Here is a 20,684-nt window from a genome sequence, read left to right on the forward strand (position 1 = left end):
AGAACGAGGATAGTTAAATTAGCAAGGCCTTGGGTATACATTTATACAAGCATTCCTGTAATAAAAGATTGGGAGGTATTTAGATTGAAATTAGAAGATATCAAAAAGATTTGTGTGATTGGGGCCGGCAACATGGGGCATCAGATTTCCGTTTGTTGTGCATTGGCCGGTTATAAAGTGTCCTGTACTGACCTCAGCCAAGATATGCTTGACAAGGCAGAAACATTTGCCAAAACTTATTTGCCGGAACGCGTAACTAAAGGGAAATTAAGTCAAGTACAAGCTGACGAGGCCTTAGGGAAATTGAGTTTTACGCAGAATTTTGAAGAGGCTGCTGGTAATGCTGATTATGTGATCGAAGCCGCAGTGGAGAAAATAGACATTAAGCGAAAGCTCTTTGCGGATTTGGACAGGATTACTCCTCCGCATGCGATTTTGGCTACTAATAGTTCTTTTATTGTCAGTTCGCAAGTCGCGGATGCCACAAAGCGACCGGGTAAGGTTTGTAACATGCATTTCTTTAATCCTGCCCTGGTTATGAAACTGGTTGAGGTTGTTCAGGGGGCGCATACATCTGCAGAAACCGCTCAAGTTACAATGGACCTGACCGCCAAACTCGGGAAAACCGGCATCCTGCTTAAGAAGGAAATTTATGGTTTTCTTGTAAATCGGATCTTAAATGCGATAAATACTGAGGCCTTGTATCTCGCCGATATGGGTATTGCAGCCCCCGAAGAAATAGACCTGGCGGTAACGAATGCTTTAGGCCATCCTATGGGGCCCTTCCGTCTTATGGATCTCACTGGGATAGATCTTGCGTACTACAGCACCATGGAACGCTACCAGAATACCGGTGATATTGCCAACAAGCCATCCCCACTGCTAGTTGAGAAATTTACCAAGGGAGAATATGGTATTAAGGCGAAAAAGGGTTTTTACACATACGACTAAAAAGCTAGAGATGCAATTCACAGCCCAAAATTCACAGTCTCCTCGTTTAATTTACAGATTTATGAACTTTAAGGGGAAATGATTATGAAAACAGGCTTAGAGTATATGGAAAGTTTACGGAAGCGCAATATCAAGGTTTATGTGAAAGGTCAACTTTTAAAGAGTCAAGAGGTAATCGACCATCCCTTTATTCGTGGTCATGTCAATTCTGCCGCGATGACCTATGAACTTGCTCATGACCCTGTTGCTGAAGACCTGGTGACCGCCACTTCACATCTTACTGGTAAGAAAATCAATCGTTTTACTCATATTCATCAAAGCAAAGAAGACTTAATCAAAAAAGTAAAAATGTTACGAATGATCTCTCAAAGAACCGGAACTTGTTATCAACGATGTGTGGGGTTTGATGCTCTAAACGCTGTGTATTGCACAACATATGAAATGGACCAAAAACTTGGCACCGGTTATCATGAGCGAATTAAGAAATATGTGGAGTACATTCAGGAAAATGATATCATGGTTGCAGGTGCAATGACTGATCCTAAAGGAGATAGAAGTCTGAGACCAGGACAGCAAGCGGATCCTGATATGTTTGTACATGTTGTTGAGAGAAATGACAAGGGAATTGTGGTCAGAGGTGCCAAAGCCCATATGACCGGAATGGTTAACTCTCATGAGATGTTAATTATGCCTACTATGAGCATGGTGGCCGAAGATAAAGATTATGCAGTATCCTGCGCAATACCAGTTGACGCCCCTGGAGTCCTGCACATCTTTGGGCGGCAGACGAACGATGACCGAAAATGTGAAGGGGAAATAGACCAAGGTAATGCACAGTTTGGTATTGTCGGCGGCGAGTGTCTTACAGTACTGGAAAACGTTTTTGTGCCTTGGGAAAAGGTTTTTATGTGCGGTGAAACGGATTTTGCTGGAATGATGGTAGGAAGGTTTGCCAGTTATCATCGGCAAAACTACGGCGGCTGTAAGGGCGGTGTTTCTGATATAGTCATCGGCGCTGCAGCAGTTATGGCTGATTACAGTGGTTATGGGAAGGCTACTCATATTAAAGATAAGATTAATGAAATGATTCACTTGACTGAAACACTATATGCTTGTTCCATCGCTTGTTCCTCGGAGGGGAAACAAACTGCCTCCGGTTCTTACTTCGTGGATCCTCTGCTTGCAAATGTTGGCAAACATAATGTCACACGGCTCATTTATGATATTGATCGAATTGCCCAAGATATTGGAGGAGGGTTGACCGCTACACTTCCTTCAGAATCCGATTTGAGGAATCCCGAGATAGGCAAATATGTGGAAAAATATTTTAAAGGCGTCGCAACTGTTCCAACAGAAGATCGGATGCGGATAGCCAGACTCCTTGAAAATATGACAGGTGGTACAGCATTGGTTGAAAGCATGCATGGAGCAGGATCGCCTCAAGCGCAGAAAATAATGTACTCTAAACTGTCTAACCTAGAACATAAGAAGCGCGCTGCAATGGCTCTTGCTGGGATTAAACTCAAAGAAGCCGAATAACAAAATAATGGTAGAGCAGCAAATTACAATCTATCAGCCACATTTGAAAAGCTATGGCAATTCATCGGTAACGTTATGAAAATAATTGTGGGTGTTAAATATTGCGGGCATTGCAACCCGCTAATCGAAGGACCGGAAATTGTTAAGAAAATCAAACTATTGCAGCCTGATAAACTGGAGTTTGTGTCTTGGCATGAGGCAGAAAAGGATATCCTTCTCATAGTAAGCGGATGCGCAGCGGATTGCGCAGAGCGACCACCATTCAATGGACCGGTAATAAGCGTGGCCGGCAGTTCCGTAGAGCGAATTCAGTATGCGCTGACGGAACTGCCTGGTCAAATCCTCAAAAAGATTAAAGACCCTTTATGGTGAAGAGGAGACTGCCGGCAGCTAAGACGCTGCCGGCAGTCGCAGTCGGAGGGTTAAGTCTGGAGAGGAGGTAGATCGATTAGCGCCAAGTCCCCACCAGGTTTTGGCGGCATCATTTTTGTCTATATATCACCAGCCCCGCTCGGACATTCTTTCATTTTGGGGTAAATTTGAAATTTCCAGACCAGGCATTGCTTCTCCGAGATCCTTGGAGACCTGGGCGAGAACATCTCGGTCATTGAAGTGAGTCGTTGCCGCGACGATGGCTTTGGCACGGGCCATAGGGTCTTGGGATTTAAAGATTCCCGAGCCGACAAACACGCCGTCACAGCCAAGTTGCATCATGAGCGCAGCGTCAGCCGGGGTTGCTAAGCCTCCTGCAGCGAAGTTGACCACTGGGAGTCTGCCGAGTTCTGCGACCTGGACAACAAGGTCATAAGGTGCTGCAAGATTTTTCGCTGTGGTCATTAACTCTTCTTTGGGGAGGTTTTGAAGGCGTCGTATTTCGCTCATCACCATGCGCATATGGCGAACCGCTTCGACAACGTTTCCCGTACCCGGCTCTCCTTTGGTACGAATCATGGCAGCACCTTCGCCAATGCGGCGGAGGGCTTCCCCGAGGTTTTTAGCGCCACAGACAAAGGGAACTTTGAATTCATGCTTATTGATATGGAACTCTTCGTCGGCAGGAGTTAAAACTTCGCTTTCATCGATGTAGTCCACGCCGAGGGATTCGAGGATTTGTGCTTCCACAAAATGTCCGATACGCGCTTTAGCCATGACAGGGATGGTGACGACTTCCATGATTCTCTGAATGATGGTTGGATCAGCCATCCTGGCAACTCCACCGGCCGCACGAATATCAGAAGGGACGCGTTCGAGAGCCATAACGGCACAAGCGCCAGCCTCTTCGGCTATTTTAGCTTGCTCAGGAGTGGTTACATCCATGATTACTCCGCCCTTAAGCATTTCTGCCAGTCCCTTTTTTAAACCCCAAGTACCTCTTTCAGTCATTTTTCATTCCTCCTTTTATTAATTATAAAAATGGATTTGGAAGCTGCATAACAATCAGAAGGCGCGGTGATCACGGAATCACCACGCTTCTTAGGCAAGTCGGCGGCAGGTCGCTTTATTTTACTAATCAGAAAGTATAACTTTTCGTTGCATACTGCAAGATGGTTAATACGTGCGAAGACAGTGCTGCAAGAAGAGTAATCCGTGCGAAAACAGTGTTTTCGTGGGCGCCAGCCAAGTTTTCTAATACACTTTAATAAGGATTTGCTAAATAAGGAACCTGCGATTTAGTCTTCGATGGGTTTTAGACGGCAGAGGAAGTGACGGAGAACCTTTGGCTCGTAAGTGAATTCTAAGCCTTTGATTTGATTGCGACGCTCCCAAATCTTAGCGAGGGCTTCAACGACGACATCTATGTGGCGGTCGGTGTAGACACGGCGGGGAATCGTCAAACGCATGAAGTCCACATCGGCTTTTTTCTGCTCACCGGTTTGCGGGTCACGGCCGAGGAGGAGGGAACCAACTTCGACAGGGCGGACGCCTGCTTCGATATAGAGTTCGTTACAGAGGGCTTGAGCAGGGAACTGATCGGCTGGGATATGGGGCAGGAACTTGCCTGCGTCGACGAATACGGCATGTCCTCCGACAGGCCATTGGATGGGAATACCGCGTTTGCGAAGTTCTTCACCGAGGTACTCAACCTGACCGATCCGGCTTTCGAGGTACTCGACATCTAAGCCTTCTTGGAGACCGACTGCGAGTGCTTCCATGTCACGACCGGAAAGACCGCCATATGTTACGAAACCTTCCATCGGGACACAGCTTGTTGCTGCAGCTTGGTAAAGCTCTGCGTCATTCTTAATTGCGATCATTCCGCCCATGTTGACGATGGCATCTTTTTTAGCACTCATGGTGAGGAAGTCTCCCATGGAGTACATTTCACGGATGATTTCCTTGATGCTCTTATTGGCATAGCCGGCTTCACGTTTCTTAATGAAGTACGCATTCTCGGCATAGCGTGCGGAGTCAATGTTGATTTTGAGGCCATACTTATCAGCGATTTTTCTTACGCCACGGACGTTTTCCATGGAGACGGGCTGACCGCCGGCGGAGTTACAGGTAACAGTAACAATGATGAAAGCAATATTCTCGACCCCTTTTTCCACGATGAAGTTCTCTAGCTTCTCAAGGTCAAAGTTTCCTTTGAAGGGATGCTCTTTTTGAGTATCAAAGGCATCTTCGATGACGAGGTTCACGGGAATCATGCCATTTAACTCGATATGAGCCATGGTGGTGTCAAAGTGCATGTTGCCAAGGACGAATTGCCCCTTTTTCCCCATGATATGTGGGAAGAGAACCTGCTCGGCACCACGGCCTTGGTGAGTCGGGATAACATAATCGTAGTTGAAAATATCCTTTACTGCCTCTTTTACTTTGTAGAAGGACTTACTTCCTGCATATGCCTCGTCGCCGAGCATCAGAGCGGACCATTGCTGATCACTCATCGCGCCGGTACCGGAGTCTGTGAGGAGGTCGATATAGACATCCTCGGATTTGATGAGGAACGGGTTGTAACCAGCTTCCTTTAATTTTTCGATACGCTCTTCGCGAGAGATCATGCGGATAGGTTCAACCATTTTAATACGGAAGGGTTCAGCTTTTCTAGTCATGGGTTTTATCCTCCTTAGATGTCTTGTTAGAATTTTTGACTCTGTATAGAGTTATTCGCAATTTTCGTGCCAACTTATGATGCCCGAAAAGTATGGGATTTTGAAGGGTTATTTGATCAGTTGATAAGAAAAGTTGACAAGTTTTTTGGTAGTGATAAGAAAACTTATCGGTCTAAGAATCGTTTGAGTAAAGGAATCATCTATCGAGCAGATTTCTTGGCTTTAAAGCCAATCCATAGAATGAGTAACCATACAGGAAGAATATATACCGCCATTCTCATGCTTTCGATAGTCGTCATAAGAACCACAATCATGATTAAAAAGGCAAAGCAAAGATAGTTCGTATACGGATGGAGAGGTGTTTTGAAATCGAGCTTATCGGCTTCGCCTTGTGCAGCTTTCGCTTTACGGAATTTGAGGTTTGTAATAATAATCATGGTCCAGTTAATGATTCCTGCAATGATTGCTACTGCGAAGAGATACATAAAGACCTTTCCCGGAATCAAGTAATTGAGTATGACCGCGATTAAGGTCATACCAGAGGAGGCTAAGACTCCAGCGACAGGAATTCCGTTTTTGTTCAATTTTTCTAAGAACTTAGGTGCATTTCCTTGTTGGGCAAGACTATAAAGCATACGGCCGTTACTATATATACCACTGTTGTAAACGGATAGGGCGGCAGTTAGAACAACGACATTAAGAAGGGTAGCAGCGGCGGTAATTCCCATTTTCGAAAAGATTTGAACGAAGGGGCTGCCGTCTAAACCAACCTGATTCCATGGGTAAATGATCATTAAAACGGTTAGTGCACCGACATAGAAAATGAGGATCCGCCACATAACCTGATTAATGGCCTGTGGAATGGTCTTCTTTGGATTAGCTGCTTCACCAGCGGTGATTCCGATGAGCTCAATCCCCCCAAAGCTAAACATAACAGGGACTAAGGAGAGAACTAGGCCGCCAAGGCCATTTGGCAAATATCCGCCATGTGTCCACAGGTTGCTTAAGCCGGTTGCTTGTCCATTTATTCCTGAAAAAATGAGGAAGAGTCCAAAGATAATCATGCCAAGAATAGCGACAACTTTAATTATTGCGAACCAGAATTCGAATTCGCCGTACATTTTAACGTTCATAAGATTGGCTAGTGTAATAACTACGAGGAAAACGAGGGCTGAGACCCAATGCGGGACATTCGGGAACCAATAGTTGATATAAATTCCGACCGCGGTCAGTTCCGCCATACTCACAACGATATAGTTAAACCAATAATTCCAACCGGATACAAACCCAGGAAATTCACCCCAATATTTGTACGCAAAGTGGCTGAAAGAACCGGAAACGGGCTCGTCAACCGACATCTCTCCGAGCATCCGCATGATGAAGAAGATGACAAGTCCTCCGATGAGATAAGATAAGGTGATGGCTGGGCCAGCTAGCTTAATGGTTTCAGCTGAGCCGTAAAAGAGTCCTGTACCGATTGCCCCGCCTAAGGCAATCATCTGGATATGCCGGTTTTTAAGTCCGCGTTGCATATCATGTCCTTGTGTGCTCATAGCGATATCCCCTTTCACATATTTTGTTGAATTAATCAGAACACTATCAGAACAGTGCAAGTCTTGTGCCAAGAATTTTTTTAACCTTAAGGTTTAAAAATCGAGACGTGACAACGTGGTTAGTTAGGAAAAATGGAAAAATTGAGAAAAAGATTTTTAAGTGACAAAAAAAAGTGACAAGTTTTTTTATCAACGATAAATAGACTTGTCACTTTCGAAACTTTTGTTTTAATCTCAAGAGCGTTACTCACCGATTCCATAGCTTTTCATTTTATTCAAAATGGTCGTATTGGATACTCCTAATACTTTTCCTGCTTTCCGTGAAGAATGATGAGTTTCGAGAACTTTGAGCAAGACTTGACGTTCGACTTCGGCCACAATTTCTTTAAGGGTCGGCCATTCCTCATAGACCGGAATCTTAATTAGTGTATCATCATCTTCAGGTTCACTCAGGGGCTTTTTCGGGGTCAAATCCGTCCATTCATAAAAAAGTTGAGGCTTGATCTCTGCGTTATCGATAATATTGAGAATTCGCTCAAGGGTATTTTCGAGCTGTCGCACATTTCCGGGCCAGGGCTGGGTTATGAGTAAATCCATGCTTTCTTTCGTTAGATGGATTTCAGATTTGCCAAGCTTCTTAGCGATTTTGCGGATTAAGGCATGAGCGATCAGGGGAATGTCCTCGGCGCGCTCCCGAAGGGCAGGGATTTTCAAGGGAATCACGTTTAAACGATAGTAAAGATCCTCTCGAAACTGTCCGCTGCCAATCATCTCTTCAAGATTACGGTGAGTGGCTGCGATAATTCGAACATCGACAGGGATTTCCTTGGCTCCGCCGACGCGACGAATCATCCCTTCTTGTAACACTCGAAGGAGACGCACCTGAACATGAGGGGAGATTTCTCCGATTTCGTCTAAAAAGAGTGTTCCACCACTGGCTTGCTCGAAGAGGCCCTTTTTCCCTCCCTTAGCAGCCCCTGTAAAAGCCCCTTCTTCGTAACCAAAAAGTTCGCTTTCGAGGAGTGTGTCAGGTAAGGCCGCACAATTGATGGGAATAAACGGTGACTGTGAGCGGGGACTTTCCATATGAATGGCCTTGGCGAACATTTCCTTTCCTGTGCCGCTCTCGCCACGGAGAAGAATTGTGGAATTTCCTTTGGCGACTGTTTTGGCAGTCTCTACGAGCTGCTTCATTCGGTGACTCTGATAGACAATAAAATCAAACGTAATCGCAAAAGGCTTACGTTCCACTTTGGAAAGAATTTCTTCGATTTGGCGATAATCCTTAATTGTCATGACACCGCCGATGATATGTCCCTTATCATTGAGGATAGGGACACCGCTGGTCAAAAAATGGATGGTTTTGTTTCCTTTGCGAATTTTGCGCTCTTTTAAACTGTAAGATGCTCCTGTTCGAAGGGTCTCGAGGATGGGGGGATTGGCTTCGAATATCATTTCAGCATCCAGTCCGAGGGCCTCTTCCCAAGTGGTATGGAAGATGCGGGAAGCCACTTCATTGATATGCGTGATTTTGCCTTCCTTATTAACTGCGATAATGCCTTCACTCACAGAGTTTAAAATCGTTTTTAATTCTTGCTCGCGGTCTTCATAGGGCATATGATCGCGAAGTCCTACAGAAATAACCCCATGAACGGTTTTGAGATCCTGAATCAGGGCCTTAGCCTCCTCCTTCGAGGAGCAGCGGAACTTAATCATCATCCCAAGCTCAGGGGAGACTTCCATTCCCACTTTATCGATATGATGGACCTCAAAACGTTGAAAAATATCGTAACCTAAACTGGGTCGATCAACGAATTCGATACGCACAACAAACTCGAGGGTTTCCATTTTGTTCACCCCTTCTTGTTCCTAGGAAAAGTCGAAAAAGCAAATATTTTGTAATATGATTATATCATGACCGGATAAGTTCTAATAGTGATGAATGGAAATAAATGAGTCGTACAGGCTATTACTACATCGTTTATAGTTCATCACAAAAGTTAATTACAATTAGTTAATAACATATTGTAATTAAGTAAAACTTGGTATATAATTGGCTCAAGAAAATTCGAAAGGATCATGACCCATGAAACGTGACTTTAGCACCCATGATCGAATGAGTGTAGCAACAGATGTAGTGGTACTGACAACGGATAATAAACCTCTCACTAATAACAGGAAAGTGGCAGAAAAAGGGCTGCAGGTACTGCTTGTGAAAAGAGACGAAGAACCCTACAAGGGAGGCTGGGCTTTACCGGCAGGCTTTGTCAATTATGATGAGCCATTGCTGGAATGCGCTAAAAGAAAACTTCGGGAAAAGGTTGGCCTCGATGACATTTATCTGGAGCAATTATACTCCTACGGAGACGATGTGAATCGGGACATAAGGGGCAGGGTTATTAGTATAGGCTATATTGCCCTTGCGCCCAAAGAGAAAATCCTTCTCAATTCAGAACGGGCCAGCAAGGAAGCGGAATGGTTCTGGATAGAATCCTCAGCATCCCAGTGGGAGTCGGATAAGCTAAGTTTCCTTTCCGTAAAGGACCCAAGTGTTCGGATTACCAGCCTGGCCTTTGACCACAGGATGATTATTGCTGATGCCCTTAACCGGATCAAGAATAAGATTATGTATACCGATGCAGGGTTTCACCTGGTTAATGAACTCTTCACAGTTAAGGAGCTGCAGACCGTTTATGAACTGCTCCTGGGCCGGGAAGTCCAGGCCTTCAGAAGGGTGTTGAACGATAAAATCATTGAGACGGACCACTGGACCGATGGCAAAGCCCACCGGCCCGCCCGGTTGTTCAAGAAAAGAGAGTGTCAATGAATGGAGTAAGGCGGTGACAGCATGGTTAATATCAATAACCCTAATGAGGTCCTGGCAGCTGTAAAATGCGGGGACCTGTACTCCAACGATCCGGTTAAAGCCAAGGAAGAGTACCGGTTGCTTGTTCAGAAGTACCATCCTGATCGCAGCAAGGAGGCTAGGGCTGAGGATGTGTTCCGGAAGATTAGAGATCTGTATGCTCAGGCCGAAAGTTTGTTTGTCTCCGGCCAATGGGAAGAAAGCAATGTTAGGGAATTTAAGACCAAAGAAGGCAAGTACAAGAGGCTGAAGTTCATCAAAGAGTTCCCCTTTGAGCTGGGCGTGCAGTACGTGGCATCCTCTGTGGTGGTTTATGTACTTGAGGCAGAGCACAAAAAGTATTTTGATAACGCCCTTCAGCGGGTGAGTTCCCTAAGATATGAAAACAAAGCCATGGAGGATGAGTTCAAACGGTATTTCCCGGAATTCATGGATAAGTTCGAAACAGCCGCAGGGGAATGGGTACTGGTTATAAAAAAGACCAAGGACTTCGTTAGATTGCAGGACCTGCTCAATTATTATCAAGGAAAGATTGAACCCAGGCATGCAGCCTGGATGTTGAGCCGCTTGGGCAGTATCTGCTGTTTCCTGGATTACAATGGGCTCGCTCATAATGGAATCAGTTTGGAAAACTGCTTTGTCTCACCTGAAAACCACTCAATTGCTTTATTGGGGGGCTGGTGGTACTGCGTCGGGCAGGGGGAAAAGATGTTGGGTACCCAGAAACAAATTTACGATGTGATGGGCCCCTTAATCAAAACAAACAAAGCGGGCTGTATTACAACTGACCTGGAATCCATCAAACTTATGGGCAGGGAATTGCTAAATAAGGCACAAGTGCCGGATAGCTATCAAGCCTGGCTGGAGAAGGGGTCTGCAGACTCGGCCAGAAAAGAGTTCGTGGGCTGGAACACGGCTTTAAGAAACTCCTATGGACCCAGAAAGTTTATCAGCATGGAAGTGGGAGAGAAGGAAGTCTACAGCCTTTAATAATTGCTTGGTTATTTTAAGATAAAAAATGAATTCCTAAGGAGGAGTTGCTCATGGGATATGGAGGTTGGAAACCAGAAGACTGGGCCAGGTACTCAGCTAAAAAAGTGGCTGGACAATCCACAAGTACAATTTATGCTTCGAGAGTGATGACCTCAGAGTTCGATCCTAAGCAGGTTGCTTTCAGAGAAAGCCGGGACAGCAGCGAACATCCCAACAGCACACCAATTATTATCGGACTTGATGTAACCGGCTCAATGAGTCTTCTTCTTCAGGTGGTTGCTGAGAAACTTGGTGTTCTTGTTCAGGAAATCCTGGACAGAAATCCGGTCACGGACCCGCAAATTATGTTTAACGCCATTGGAGATGCTCCTGCCGGTGACAGTGCGCCTTTCCAAGTCACGCAATTTGAATCGGATATTCGCATCGCCGAACAGCTGACAAAGCTTTACTTTGAAAAAGGCGGCGGCGGCAATGGCTTTGAAAGTTACCCCCTGGCCTGGTACTTTGCCGCCCGCCACACAAAAATTGATTCCTTCGACAAGCAGGGCAGAAAAGGATTCTTATTTACCATGGGAGATGACGGTTACCCGGAACAACTCACCCAGCGGGAGATTCAAAGGGTCTTTGGCGATGTGGTGGAGGCTGATATTCCCGTGGCAGAAATGCTGGCCGAGGTGAACCGGAAATACGAAGTCTTCCACCTCTGTATGGCTCAAGGCGGGTCCCACCGGGACAGCGACCTGGAGAAATGGCGGGAGTTACTTGGGGAAAGAGCCATTAGAGTATCAGATTACCAGCGCATTCCTGAAATTATCGTGTCGATTCTGGAAGCTATGAGGGGCAGGTCTATTGACTCAGTCGTGAATTCCTGGGATGGCACAACGGCTCTGGTTGTTAAAGAAGCTTTAAAAGGTTTAACCGGAATTACAAAATCCAAGGGGCTCATCGAATTTTAAGAAGGACGGGGGTAGGTGGGATGAAAAAGGTTAAGATTGTCATTGGAGCAAACTTTGGTGATGAAGGCAAGGGCTTGTTGACCGACTATTTCTGTTCTGAATTCCCTGCCCGGGAAAAGGTGCTGAACGTAAGGTTTAACGGCGGAGCCCAGGCAGGGCACACTGTGGTTAAAGCAGACGGGAGAAGACATGTTTTCAGCCATTTTGGCTCAGGCAGTTTTAACGAAAACAATCTCACCTACCTCTCCCGTTACTTCATTCTTAATCCTATGCTCTTCGTTAAAGAGTACAAAGTCCTGGAAAGTAAGGGGGTTGTGCCAAGGGTATACATCCATAAGGATTGCCTTGTTACCTTCCCTTGCGATGTCATGATCAATCAGATGGCCGAGGCTCACAGGGATAAAAACAGGCATGGAAGCTGTGGGGTAGGCATTTATGAGACCATCAAGCGAACAAGCAATCACCGGAAAACAACCATAGGGTATATCCAAGAGAACTTCGACAAATTGGCCGACATGATCGCCAACACCATTCAGGTATATGTTCCCAAACGCTTAGACGAGTTGAATACGGAATTAACGGATAGGGAATGGGAGCTGATCCAAAACGATAACATCACCGAAAACTATATCGCAGACTTAGGGTTTATGCTTAAGCATACGGTAATAGCAGACGATAATATTATTAATGAATACGACAACATTGTCTTCGAGGGCGCTCAAGGATTACTCCTGGATGCGGATAATATGGAATATTACCCCCATCTGACACCCTCCCACACCGGTCTTAAAAATGCCATACAGATATTAAGCGCTGTCGATGCCTGCGATCTTTCCCTGTGCTATGTAACCAGATCTTACTTTACGAGACACGGGGCCGGTCTATTTAAGACAGAGTGTGATAGGACCAACATTAAACCGGAGGGCTTAAGGGATAAAACAAATCAGACCAATGCCTATCAAGGCAGCTTTAGATATGGCTATTTCGATATGGCTGCTTTCCGGCACTCAGTGGAAAAGGATTTGGGGTTTTTAAACCGGAGAGCTGGGGTAGAGTTAGCCGTTACCCACTTAGACGAGACAGATGGATTCTTAATCACGGATAGTGAAAAGTTTGAAGTCGCTGATTTGTTAAAAATTATGAATCTAAATACCTGTTATAGTTCATATGGAGAAAAGGCAGAGGATATCCAATGCTCTGTTCTTTGACCATTACTTAAGATTTTATTAGATAAGGTTCTAAACCGGAAGCTGATAATATGGAATAAACTGAGAAGGGACAAACCCAAGTCGTTGAGCTAACTGGTATGATGAAATATTTCCTAGTCGGCATGCCCAAATAGGTACCAGACTATTTTCCAGACAGTAATTTATAAGAGCAGAACAAACACATAAAGCAAACCCTTTGCCTCTGTACTTTTCCCGGGTCTCAATCCCAATTTCAAGTTGGTTATTGATTATAAATGATGAAAATGCCGTAGAGGCCACTTCTCCGTCACATATTAGGCTATAACCTATTCCTGATTCTTGAAAGTGATCTTCATCATTCCAGAAATACTTTGGGATAACGTTCCCATGAAAATTCCGGAAAATTTCTTTAGTAGTACGTAGGATTTCGTATTCTGGTTTATTGAGTGGCTTATTTAGTTCCTTATATTTATTAAAATCGAAAATAAAGTTTACCCTTGTATTCCTAACCACTCTGTTGGTATGTGAGCCCAAAATCATCTCTAGTTGTCTGCTCCATGAGGTGGGAAATACTTGTAACCACTCATCCTTGATCCTGACATTATCCCTGTTTATTAAATACGAACATAAAGTTTCATTAAATTTTTCACTTTTCATATTGCCAAATAACAACGACATTCCATAAGGATGGGCAATATAAAATACTTTGGGTTCTTTATCACTATCGGCATAAACCGAGCCGTCTACATGTCCATATATAACTGATTTAGCGAATAAGGTGTTGATGGTTAGTTTTTCTAATGGCTCAATGACTTTGGCATAATCATTAACTTCAAGCTTTATCATATTGTCCTCCTTTTATGTCCGATTTTTTCGATGTTAAAATAATTTTAATAGAAGGAGGCTGGTAAAAGCTAGAAAAGAAATTTCAATCTATACTGGTATAGAAATGAGGTTGTATATGGCCTATAAATATGTGATAGCTGCGGATTTTATAAGAGAAAAAATCTTTTCCCGTACATATAAGCCTGGCGAAAAATTACCGTCCGTACAGAGACTTTCCAAAGAATTGTCCTATAATTCCGATACGATCGTGAAGGCGTATAAGCTCCTTGAGGATGAACACTTAATTTATGCTTCTCCTAAAAGCGGATATTATGTTGTTAAATCCGAGGTTCAGGTTAATAAAAAGAATCACGTAATTGATATGGTAACTGCTTCTCCGCCAGATTCCGTTAATCCATATAGGGATTTTTATCATTGTATGGAGAAAGCTATTTCCCTATATGAGAAGAAGTTATTCGAGTATTGTTCGCCCCAGGGGATGCAGGAACTGATTAATGTCTTAGCTAAACACATGGCAAACTTTCAGGTCTTTACAAAACCAAATGAAATTTTTATAACCAATGGCTCCCAACAGGCATTATATATTCTGGCGGCAATCCCTTTCCCCAACGGACGGACGAAAGTACTTGTTGAACAACCGACATATTCCGTTATGCTCCAGGTATTGAAGTTAACCAAAACACCAGTTGTTGGTATTGGAAGAACACACGAAGGGATAGATCTCTCCGAGTTGGAAGCAATATTTAAGCGAGGTGATATTAAATTCTTCTACACAATGCCAAGATATCAAAACCCTACGGGATTTTGCTATAACAGTTTGCAAAAAAAGGAGATAATCAATCTAGCCAAACAGTACGAGGTCTATATTGTTGAGGATGATTATCTGGCAGATCTAGAGGTAGATGCAAAGGCAGATCCTATGTATGCTATAGGCGATAAGGAAAGGATAATCTATATTCGGAGTTTTTCAAAAGCACTGTTGCCGGGATTACGCTTAGGCATGGCTATCGTGCCGAAAGAACTGCAAAATGAATTTTTTATCTACAAGCGAAGTATCGATCTTAATTCCCCAATCCTGACACAAGGAGCGCTGGAAATTTATTTGCAAAGTAGTATGTACAAGTTCCATGTGCAAAGAACAAAACAATATTATCAAGAAAAGATGGAGATTTTACGGGAAGCATGTATTCAAAATAATATTGTAAAATGTTATATTCCTCCCACAGGAATTTATGCTTGTCTAGACATAGATGGTATTTCATCCGATATTCTTGTAGACAGGCTGGCGAAGGACAATGTGCTTTTAAACAGTACGACTGGTTGTTATATCGATGGTTTCCCTCATCCGGAGAGTATACAATTATGTGTCTGTAAATCAGAAAATGAAGATATTAAAAAAGTAATCCAGCTTATTAGTCACAAATCAGTATTTAAATCCTAGTACATCTTCAGAGCTAAAATAATGCACCCCCCTTTGAAAAAAGAGTGGGTGCATCGTTAATTTTTAGCAAAGATTGAGTTAGTCGTTGCAAGGAGCGGGTGCTTTCAAATTTACAAATTGTTTCTATAGTAGTATGATAAGCATATAATAAGTATACAATATTGCTACAAAACGAGGTGTTCGGGATGATGAATATCAAGCCTTCTGCGGCAATTCGAAAGAACTACAATGAGATTTCCGAGCTGTGCAAGCAGTCGGGAGAACCGGTATATCTGACCAAAAACGGAGAAGGTGATCTGGTGGTAATGGACATTAAAGCCTTTGCCAGACGTGAAAGCATGCTGCGCCTTCGGGAAAATTTGATTGCTGCGGAGGAAGACAGATTGAGCGGCAAAAAAGGCTATTCCGTTGACGAGGTGTCCAAGATGATGAAGGACGCTGTCAAGGAGGTATTGGATGGGCAACGAAAGTAAGTTGTATAAAGTGATTATCTCCGATGAGGCAGCTCAAATGTTGGTATCCCATTCCCGTTTTCTTGCACAGGTTAGTGAAACAGCAGTCCTGCAACTTATTGCTGAGTTTAATGAAACAGCAAAGTCCCTGGAGAAATTTCCAGAGCGGAACCCATGGCTTTCCGACCCGCTGGTGCCATCGGGCAAATACCGCAAGCTTCTGATAGCAAAGCGGTATCTGCTGGTTTATCAGGTGAAAAACGGAACTGTATACGTAGATGCCGTAGTGGACTGCAGGCAGGATTACGGCTGGCTTTTGTAGGCACTGACATGTCAGGCGTATGAGTTTTTCAGAGGGCAAATCTCGGATTTGAATCATGCCGCTTGCTTAGCAGCTTAAATGAGAGGATTGAAAATTTGGTGGTTTTGAGGTCTGACTAATCTAGATTAGTTTATCTCAAAGCCGCCGAATTTTTAAACTGGTGGCTGTGTGTAGAGGTCTGTTGACGCAAAGTAATGAGGCCTGTGATATGAAGACCATTGCCTCCATAAGAATAAACCTATATAATAGGAAGTAATCCATCAGTTCATACTGACATATTATTAGTCGTTTGTTCAAAATTACAAAAAAATGACCCGTTTTTTGTAGAAAGTTACAAAGAACGGGTCTTGTTATTGTATCCCTCTAATTTTAACTCTTCTGGGAGTTAAGTAATAAACCGAGGGATTAGTAAGTCTTAAACCAGGCAGCGGTGCCGTCAGGCGTATGAGTTTTTCAGAGGGCAAATCCCGGATTTGAATCATGCGCAGGGCATCCGTCGGGCAGGCTTTTACACAGTAAGGAGATAGTCCTTGATCAATACGTTCGTGGCAGAGCTGGCATTTACTGGCCTTTCCTGTTAAAGGATGAATCTTAGGCACATTAAAGGGACAGGATGACACGCAGGATTTACAGCCGGTACATTTAGAGGGAATATGAATCACTATGCCATCCCGGCGTTTAGCATAAGCACCATTGGGACAGACTCTCAGGCACTCGGGATTAGCACAATGATTACAGGCAACTGAAAGATAAAACTTGCGGATGCCTTCTGGATCCTGTTCATCAACCTGGCGGACAGAACGATAGGTGAGGGGGGCAGGGAGACGGTTATTGAGCTGGCAGGCGTTAACACAGGCACCGCAGCCTAAACACCGGTTGGTGTCTAAAATAAACCCTAATTGTTTAAGCGTTGTTATCCCCTCCGTTTCAAATTTGCCAAAGTACTCAGATCCTGCGCAGGTTAACAAAGGTTTCGTTTAGAGCTAATCCCGGTGCTCCGGTGGTTACCCATCCCATATCCGTGGTGTTTGACTTGAGGAGAACGTTGAGGGCTGGGGTTTTTTGTTCAATAGCCTCCTTATAGACAATAACTATCTCTGTTGAGATCATGGGATCGAGAGATACCCGGACCTGCTGGGAACCGGATTCGTTAAAGATTTCGGCCAGGTCCCCTTCCTTGAGTTTGTAGGCCTGAGCAAGTTCCGGGTTAATCGATAGTTGATAATGGTCAGGAATCTCATCCGCCTGGTAGGACTGGGAATTAATGGTTGATGTATGATGGGGGGTTAACAGGCGCAAAGGAGCATCCTTGGGAGGCTGCTGGGCAGGTAGGTAGATGGGGAGAGCCGGAAACCCCGCTGAGGCTGCCCTTGCTGAGAGGAATTCAAATCGTCCTGAAGGAGTGGCAAATTTGCGGTCCTTCCAGGCGACTGGTGACAAACCGGCCTTTATCGGATTCGCTAAAATTTCTTCAGAGGTATTTAAGGCGAGTTTCCGGAGTAAACCAGGGCTTAGTTGTTTTAAGACACTTTCCTTTTCGGAACCATGGGTGGGAAAAGTACAACTGCCTGGCTCCAGTGTATTAAGGGCTGCAGAGACATTCCAGGCAATTTCCAGATCGGAGCGGGTTTCGCCCACGGGGGGGATTGCAGGTTCATTGACGCCAACCCAGTAATGCCAGTAGCTGGAGTTTAAGTCCCAGTGTTCGTAATGTGTAGTTACCGGCAGAAAGATGTCCGCGGCCTCAGCGGATGAGGTCAGGAAGAGGTCGTTGATCACAATCAGGTCCAGCTGCTGCACAAGCTGATGCCAGAGTTTCAGATCCGAATCTTGGGCGAGGGGGTTCCGGCCATATAACCAGAGCATACTTAGGTGCGGATCAGTGCAGGCCAGAGCTTCTGCGGCAAACCTGTTAATATTCAACAGCCGGTCAAGCCCGGTGTTTTGGTCCTGAACTGACGGGGCGTCTGAAAATTGCCAGGTTTCAAAATGAGCATAGTTGACGCCGCCGCCTTCTTCACCGATATGGCCGGCTAAGGCCCCTAGGGCGTCGATGGCCCGCAGTGTCTGCCCTCCGTTAGAGTAACGCTGAAGGCCAAAACCGACCCAGATACAGGCCGGATGGGTTTGGCCGTATTCTCTGGCCAGTTCACGAATGGTCTCGGTTTTTACCCCAGTTATTTCGGCAGCCTTCTCCAAATCCATCTCTGAGTTTAAATAGGCGATGAATTCCTGATAGCCCAGGGAATAGTCCTCAATCTTAGGGTCGATGAGATTTTCCTCGGCGAGAACCTTGCACATGGCCAGGGCAAGTAAGCCATCCGTACCCGGCTTTACTTGGATAAAGCTATGGGATCTGGCAGCAGTGGCACTAAGGTGGGTATCGAAACAGACAACCGTCGCCCCCCGGTCGATAGCGTCAAAAATAACAGACATCTGATGGATCGCTGTCCATGCCGGATTAACCCCCCAAAGCCAAATCAGCTTAGCTTTGCCCATAGACTGGGGATCGGAACAGACAAATCTGCCGAAATCAAAGGTCTGAGCATCGATACCGGCGGACCAGCAAGGGGAGCCCACTGCTCGGGTAGTCGGTCCAATCCCGGAAAACAGCCATTCTATGGCGTTGTGGAGAGCGCCAAAATTGCCGGAGTATTTGTTCAGCACGATGGGCAAGGTGGAGCTGAATTTATGTTTAATATCCAAGATAGATTGAGCAATCAGCAAAAGGGCTTCGTCCCAGGAAAGCCGCTCCCAATCACCGCTGAAGCGGTGCTTTTGCCGCATGGGATATTTAATCCGCTCGGGACTGTACACTTTTTTTATGTCATGCATAGCTTTCGGACAGAGGTTACCTTTGGTATAATCGTGAGCCGGATTGCCTTCCACGGAGACCAGAAGTCCGTTGACGGTTGTGCTGATCATGCTGCAAGTATCATAACAGTTGCGCGGGCAAATATGATGGTGCTTTTGAACGCTCATATTTTTTCCCCTCCTTGCAATTACCTACCTTATTATTGTTCGTTGTAATTAGGATAATTCCTTTCATTATAAATAGGCAATAAAAAGGCATCCGTTGGCAACGGATGCCGTCAAGGAGATTTTCCGCTAAAATACCCTATTTACTTTAGGGCAGATATCTGGATACCAACAGCACTTAAATAGAAGAGAGCACGCCCTAAAAATTCACCGATGCCGCTGCAGACAAGTATGGTCAGGATTAGGTTTGGCTGGGCTGCTTTTTTGTTTTTAATCACCGGGTATAGGAGGATCATGGGTGCAATCCAGTTCGTGATTACCCTGATCCAGAATAAGGGGCTGGTACTGAGGAATTGTACCGTGGCCATTCCTTCGCTGCCGCCGGCATTTAGCATAGAAAGATAGAGAATATAGGTGAGCAAGCTGGCGGCAAGACAAGAGAGCGACCAATATACCAGGTAGGTGGTTTGGGCGGAAGTCAGAGATTTGCGGCCCAAAAGCAGGAGAATCAAGCCTCCTAATAAACCCGTTGTCAGGAGGAAGAAGAGGGGCGTTTGGGCACTGTCCCAGGCCGGAACACGGGGCAAAACATAAATCATGGCACTGCTGAGAATCCCCAGAAGGCCAAGGAGGCCGGCGATTCCGGCGGCCATCCGCCGCTTGCCGTCAGGCCGGCGAATTTGGATGAAGAGATAGAGCCAAGCGGCTGCGGTCATTAAAAAGAAGAGAATCTCCCGGCTAAGCCAGGATGTGCTTAAATGAGAGACGGCGCGATAAGCCGCTTCCGGGTGCCCCAGGTGAGCCAGGGAGGCCACAAGGGCGAGAGCTAAGAGAATTCCGGAAGTGAGAGTCGCTTTTTTATATACTTTTATATCCAAAGGGGTACGGTCCAGCCACCACAAGGCCAGGAGAATGCCAATGGCGGCCTCTCCCATAACTGTGAAGATGATTAACGGCCATTCCCAAGTTCCCATGCTAATCCCTCCTTATTTGTTTGCCTTGTTTTGGTCCAATGAAGCGGATCGACGGATTGGTTAGTGCCGGATTAGGCAATCCGGGCAGGGTTTTCAAAACTCCGGTTTTTTGATCCAGCTCTGGGTTGATCTCCGCCAATTGCAAAGCTCCCGGAATGCAGGCGGCGACGCAGGCAGGCTTTAGGCCCTGGTCGATGCGTTGGTAACATAAACTGCACTTTTCTGCCTTACCCTTTAAAGGGTTAAATTGAGGCCTGTCATAAGGGCAAGCCATGGTGCAAAGGCGGCAGCCAATGCAGCGGTCGTGGTTGTGAACCACAATGCCATCCTCTCTTTTGGTGTAGGCTCCTACCGGGCAAACCTTTAAACATTGGGGGTTCGCGCAGTGGTTGCAAGCCATGGAAAAGAACATCCGGGCCGGCAGGGAATAACTGTTTTCATCAAGTTGAAAAACCTGGCGCCAACGGGGTGTCGCGTCAATTTGGTATTCATTTTTACAAGCCATTTCGCAGCCCCTGCAGCCCAGACATTTTTCAGAATCCAGCAAGAAGCCAAGCTGTTTGCTCATGCAT

The 20,684-nt window shown here is 45.2% G+C and carries 19 protein-coding genes; 10 read left to right on the top strand and 9 right to left on the bottom strand.

Annotated features, from left to right (window positions below; translation table 11 throughout):
• Window positions 1-84 precede the first annotated feature (84 nt).
• The 3 genes from DESOR_RS12260 to DESOR_RS12270 all read left to right on the top strand — a co-directional run bounded on the left by DESOR_RS12260 (window position 85) and on the right by DESOR_RS12270 (window position 2,862).
• On the top strand, window positions 85-951 hold the full coding sequence (locus tag DESOR_RS12260) for a 3-hydroxyacyl-CoA dehydrogenase family protein (RefSeq protein ID WP_014184902.1): 867 nt from the start codon (window positions 85-87) through the stop codon (window positions 949-951).
• Between the two features lie 84 nt (window positions 952-1,035).
• Complete coding sequence (locus tag DESOR_RS12265) at window positions 1,036-2,490, top strand: 4-hydroxyphenylacetate 3-hydroxylase family protein (protein ID WP_014184903.1); 1,455 nt, start codon at window positions 1,036-1,038, stop codon at window positions 2,488-2,490.
• Between the two features lie 75 nt (window positions 2,491-2,565).
• Window positions 2,566-2,862, top strand: coding sequence for a hypothetical protein (locus DESOR_RS12270; RefSeq protein ID WP_014184904.1), 297 nt, complete (start codon window positions 2,566-2,568; stop codon window positions 2,860-2,862).
• Window positions 2,863-2,988: 126 nt separating this feature from the next.
• Here the strand turns inward: DESOR_RS12270 and pdxS are convergent, their stop codons facing one another.
• From pdxS to DESOR_RS12290, 4 genes are all read right to left on the bottom strand, one after another.
• Entirely contained in the window at window positions 2,989-3,873 is an 885-nt protein-coding gene (gene pdxS, locus DESOR_RS12275) for a pyridoxal 5'-phosphate synthase lyase subunit PdxS (protein ID WP_014184905.1), read from the bottom strand.
• Between the two features lie 287 nt (window positions 3,874-4,160).
• Complete coding sequence (locus DESOR_RS12280; RefSeq protein WP_014184906.1) at window positions 4,161-5,543, bottom strand: tryptophanase; 1,383 nt, start codon at window positions 5,541-5,543, stop codon at window positions 4,161-4,163.
• Window positions 5,544-5,743: 200 nt separating this feature from the next.
• On the bottom strand, window positions 5,744-7,096 hold the full coding sequence (locus tag DESOR_RS12285; RefSeq protein WP_014184907.1) for an amino acid permease: 1,353 nt from the start codon (window positions 7,094-7,096) through the stop codon (window positions 5,744-5,746).
• Between the two features lie 243 nt (window positions 7,097-7,339).
• On the bottom strand, window positions 7,340-8,944 hold the full coding sequence (locus DESOR_RS12290; protein ID WP_014184908.1) for a sigma 54-interacting transcriptional regulator: 1,605 nt from the start codon (window positions 8,942-8,944) through the stop codon (window positions 7,340-7,342).
• Window positions 8,945-9,182: 238 nt separating this feature from the next.
• On the opposite strand from DESOR_RS12290, the gene DESOR_RS12295 reads away from it, so the two are divergent.
• The 4 genes from DESOR_RS12295 to DESOR_RS12310 are packed head-to-tail and all read left to right on the top strand — an operon-like array spanning window position 9,183 to window position 13,119.
• A complete protein-coding gene (locus DESOR_RS12295; RefSeq protein ID WP_014184909.1) occupies window positions 9,183-9,923 on the top strand; it encodes an NUDIX hydrolase in 741 nt (246 codons plus the stop codon).
• A gap of 21 nt (window positions 9,924-9,944) precedes the next feature.
• Window positions 9,945-10,952 carry a molecular chaperone DnaJ gene (locus DESOR_RS12300; protein WP_014184910.1) on the top strand — a complete coding sequence of 336 codons (1,008 nt, stop codon included), beginning with the start codon at window positions 9,945-9,947 and terminating at the stop codon, window positions 10,950-10,952.
• Between the two features lie 53 nt (window positions 10,953-11,005).
• The gene (locus DESOR_RS12305) at window positions 11,006-11,911 is read left to right on the top strand and encodes a hypothetical protein (protein WP_014184911.1); all 906 of its coding nucleotides are present in this window, start codon (window positions 11,006-11,008) and stop codon (window positions 11,909-11,911) included.
• A 20-nt stretch (window positions 11,912-11,931) separates the two neighbouring features.
• The gene (locus DESOR_RS12310) at window positions 11,932-13,119 is read left to right on the top strand and encodes an adenylosuccinate synthetase (protein ID WP_014184912.1); all 1,188 of its coding nucleotides are present in this window, start codon (window positions 11,932-11,934) and stop codon (window positions 13,117-13,119) included.
• Window positions 13,120-13,149: 30 nt separating this feature from the next.
• Here DESOR_RS12310 and DESOR_RS12315 read toward each other — a convergent pair whose 3' ends face one another.
• Window positions 13,150-13,944, bottom strand: coding sequence for a GNAT family N-acetyltransferase (locus DESOR_RS12315; protein WP_014184913.1), 795 nt, complete (start codon window positions 13,942-13,944; stop codon window positions 13,150-13,152).
• A gap of 115 nt (window positions 13,945-14,059) precedes the next feature.
• Here DESOR_RS12315 and DESOR_RS12320 point away from each other — a divergent pair, with 115 nt between their 5' ends.
• The 3 genes from DESOR_RS12320 (at window position 14,060) to DESOR_RS12330 (ending at window position 16,159) form a co-directional block, all read left to right on the top strand.
• Window positions 14,060-15,385, top strand: coding sequence for an aminotransferase-like domain-containing protein (locus DESOR_RS12320; protein ID WP_014184914.1), 1,326 nt, complete (start codon window positions 14,060-14,062; stop codon window positions 15,383-15,385).
• Window positions 15,386-15,573: 188 nt separating this feature from the next.
• Window positions 15,574-15,858 carry a type II toxin-antitoxin system prevent-host-death family antitoxin gene (locus tag DESOR_RS12325; RefSeq protein WP_345788341.1) on the top strand — a complete coding sequence of 95 codons (285 nt, stop codon included), beginning with the start codon at window positions 15,574-15,576 and terminating at the stop codon, window positions 15,856-15,858.
• Window positions 15,842-16,159 carry a type II toxin-antitoxin system RelE/ParE family toxin gene (locus DESOR_RS12330; RefSeq protein ID WP_014184916.1) on the top strand — a complete coding sequence of 106 codons (318 nt, stop codon included), beginning with the start codon at window positions 15,842-15,844 and terminating at the stop codon, window positions 16,157-16,159. Before DESOR_RS12325 ends, DESOR_RS12330 begins: the two co-directional genes overlap by 17 nt.
• 350 nt (window positions 16,160-16,509) lie before the next feature.
• Here DESOR_RS12330 and DESOR_RS12335 read toward each other — a convergent pair whose 3' ends face one another.
• The 4 genes from DESOR_RS12335 to DESOR_RS12350 form a co-directional block, all read right to left on the bottom strand.
• Window positions 16,510-17,076, bottom strand: coding sequence for a 4Fe-4S dicluster domain-containing protein (locus tag DESOR_RS12335; protein ID WP_042332221.1), 567 nt, complete (start codon window positions 17,074-17,076; stop codon window positions 16,510-16,512).
• A 28-nt stretch (window positions 17,077-17,104) separates the two neighbouring features.
• On the bottom strand, window positions 17,105-19,141 hold the full coding sequence (locus tag DESOR_RS12340; RefSeq protein WP_014184918.1) for a molybdopterin-dependent oxidoreductase: 2,037 nt from the start codon (window positions 19,139-19,141) through the stop codon (window positions 17,105-17,107).
• 140 nt (window positions 19,142-19,281) lie between these two features.
• Window positions 19,282-20,112, bottom strand: coding sequence for a dimethyl sulfoxide reductase anchor subunit family protein (locus tag DESOR_RS12345; RefSeq protein WP_014184919.1), 831 nt, complete (start codon window positions 20,110-20,112; stop codon window positions 19,282-19,284).
• A 1-nt stretch (window position 20,113) separates the two neighbouring features.
• Window positions 20,114-20,680: a 4Fe-4S dicluster domain-containing protein gene (locus DESOR_RS12350; RefSeq protein WP_014184920.1), complete on the bottom strand. Its 567-nt coding sequence runs from the start codon at window positions 20,678-20,680 to the stop codon at window positions 20,114-20,116.
• Between the last annotated feature and the right edge of the window lie 4 nt (window positions 20,681-20,684).

Source organism: Desulfosporosinus orientis DSM 765, from assembly GCF_000235605.1.
Lineage (GTDB): Bacteria > Bacillota > Desulfitobacteriia > Desulfitobacteriales > Desulfitobacteriaceae > Desulfosporosinus > Desulfosporosinus orientis.

Coding starts and splice junctions, on each gene's coding strand:
- DESOR_RS12265 (WP_014184903.1), top strand. CDS start 1,036: ATGAAAACAGGCTTAGAGTATATGGAAAGTTTACGGAAGCGCAATATC.
- DESOR_RS12270 (WP_014184904.1), top strand. CDS start 2,566: ATGAAAATAATTGTGGGTGTTAAATATTGCGGGCATTGCAACCCGCTA.
- pdxS (WP_014184905.1), bottom strand. CDS start 3,873: ATGACTGAAAGAGGTACTTGGGGTTTAAAAAAGGGACTGGCAGAAATG.
- DESOR_RS12280 (WP_014184906.1), bottom strand. CDS start 5,543: ATGACTAGAAAAGCTGAACCCTTCCGTATTAAAATGGTTGAACCTATC.
- DESOR_RS12285 (WP_014184907.1), bottom strand. CDS start 7,096: ATGAGCACACAAGGACATGATATGCAACGCGGACTTAAAAACCGGCAT.
- DESOR_RS12290 (WP_014184908.1), bottom strand. CDS start 8,944: ATGGAAACCCTCGAGTTTGTTGTGCGTATCGAATTCGTTGATCGACCC.
- DESOR_RS12295 (WP_014184909.1), top strand. CDS start 9,183: ATGAAACGTGACTTTAGCACCCATGATCGAATGAGTGTAGCAACAGAT.
- DESOR_RS12300 (WP_014184910.1), top strand. CDS start 9,945: ATGGTTAATATCAATAACCCTAATGAGGTCCTGGCAGCTGTAAAATGC.
- DESOR_RS12305 (WP_014184911.1), top strand. CDS start 11,006: ATGGGATATGGAGGTTGGAAACCAGAAGACTGGGCCAGGTACTCAGCT.
- DESOR_RS12310 (WP_014184912.1), top strand. CDS start 11,932: ATGAAAAAGGTTAAGATTGTCATTGGAGCAAACTTTGGTGATGAAGGC.
- DESOR_RS12315 (WP_014184913.1), bottom strand. CDS start 13,944: ATGATAAAGCTTGAAGTTAATGATTATGCCAAAGTCATTGAGCCATTA.
- DESOR_RS12320 (WP_014184914.1), top strand. CDS start 14,060: ATGGCCTATAAATATGTGATAGCTGCGGATTTTATAAGAGAAAAAATC.
- DESOR_RS12325 (WP_345788341.1), top strand. CDS start 15,574: ATGAATATCAAGCCTTCTGCGGCAATTCGAAAGAACTACAATGAGATT.
- DESOR_RS12330 (WP_014184916.1), top strand. CDS start 15,842: ATGGGCAACGAAAGTAAGTTGTATAAAGTGATTATCTCCGATGAGGCA.
- DESOR_RS12340 (WP_014184918.1), bottom strand. CDS start 19,141: ATGAGCGTTCAAAAGCACCATCATATTTGCCCGCGCAACTGTTATGAT.
- DESOR_RS12345 (WP_014184919.1), bottom strand. CDS start 20,112: ATGGGAACTTGGGAATGGCCGTTAATCATCTTCACAGTTATGGGAGAG.
- DESOR_RS12350 (WP_014184920.1), bottom strand. CDS start 20,680: ATGAGCAAACAGCTTGGCTTCTTGCTGGATTCTGAAAAATGTCTGGGC.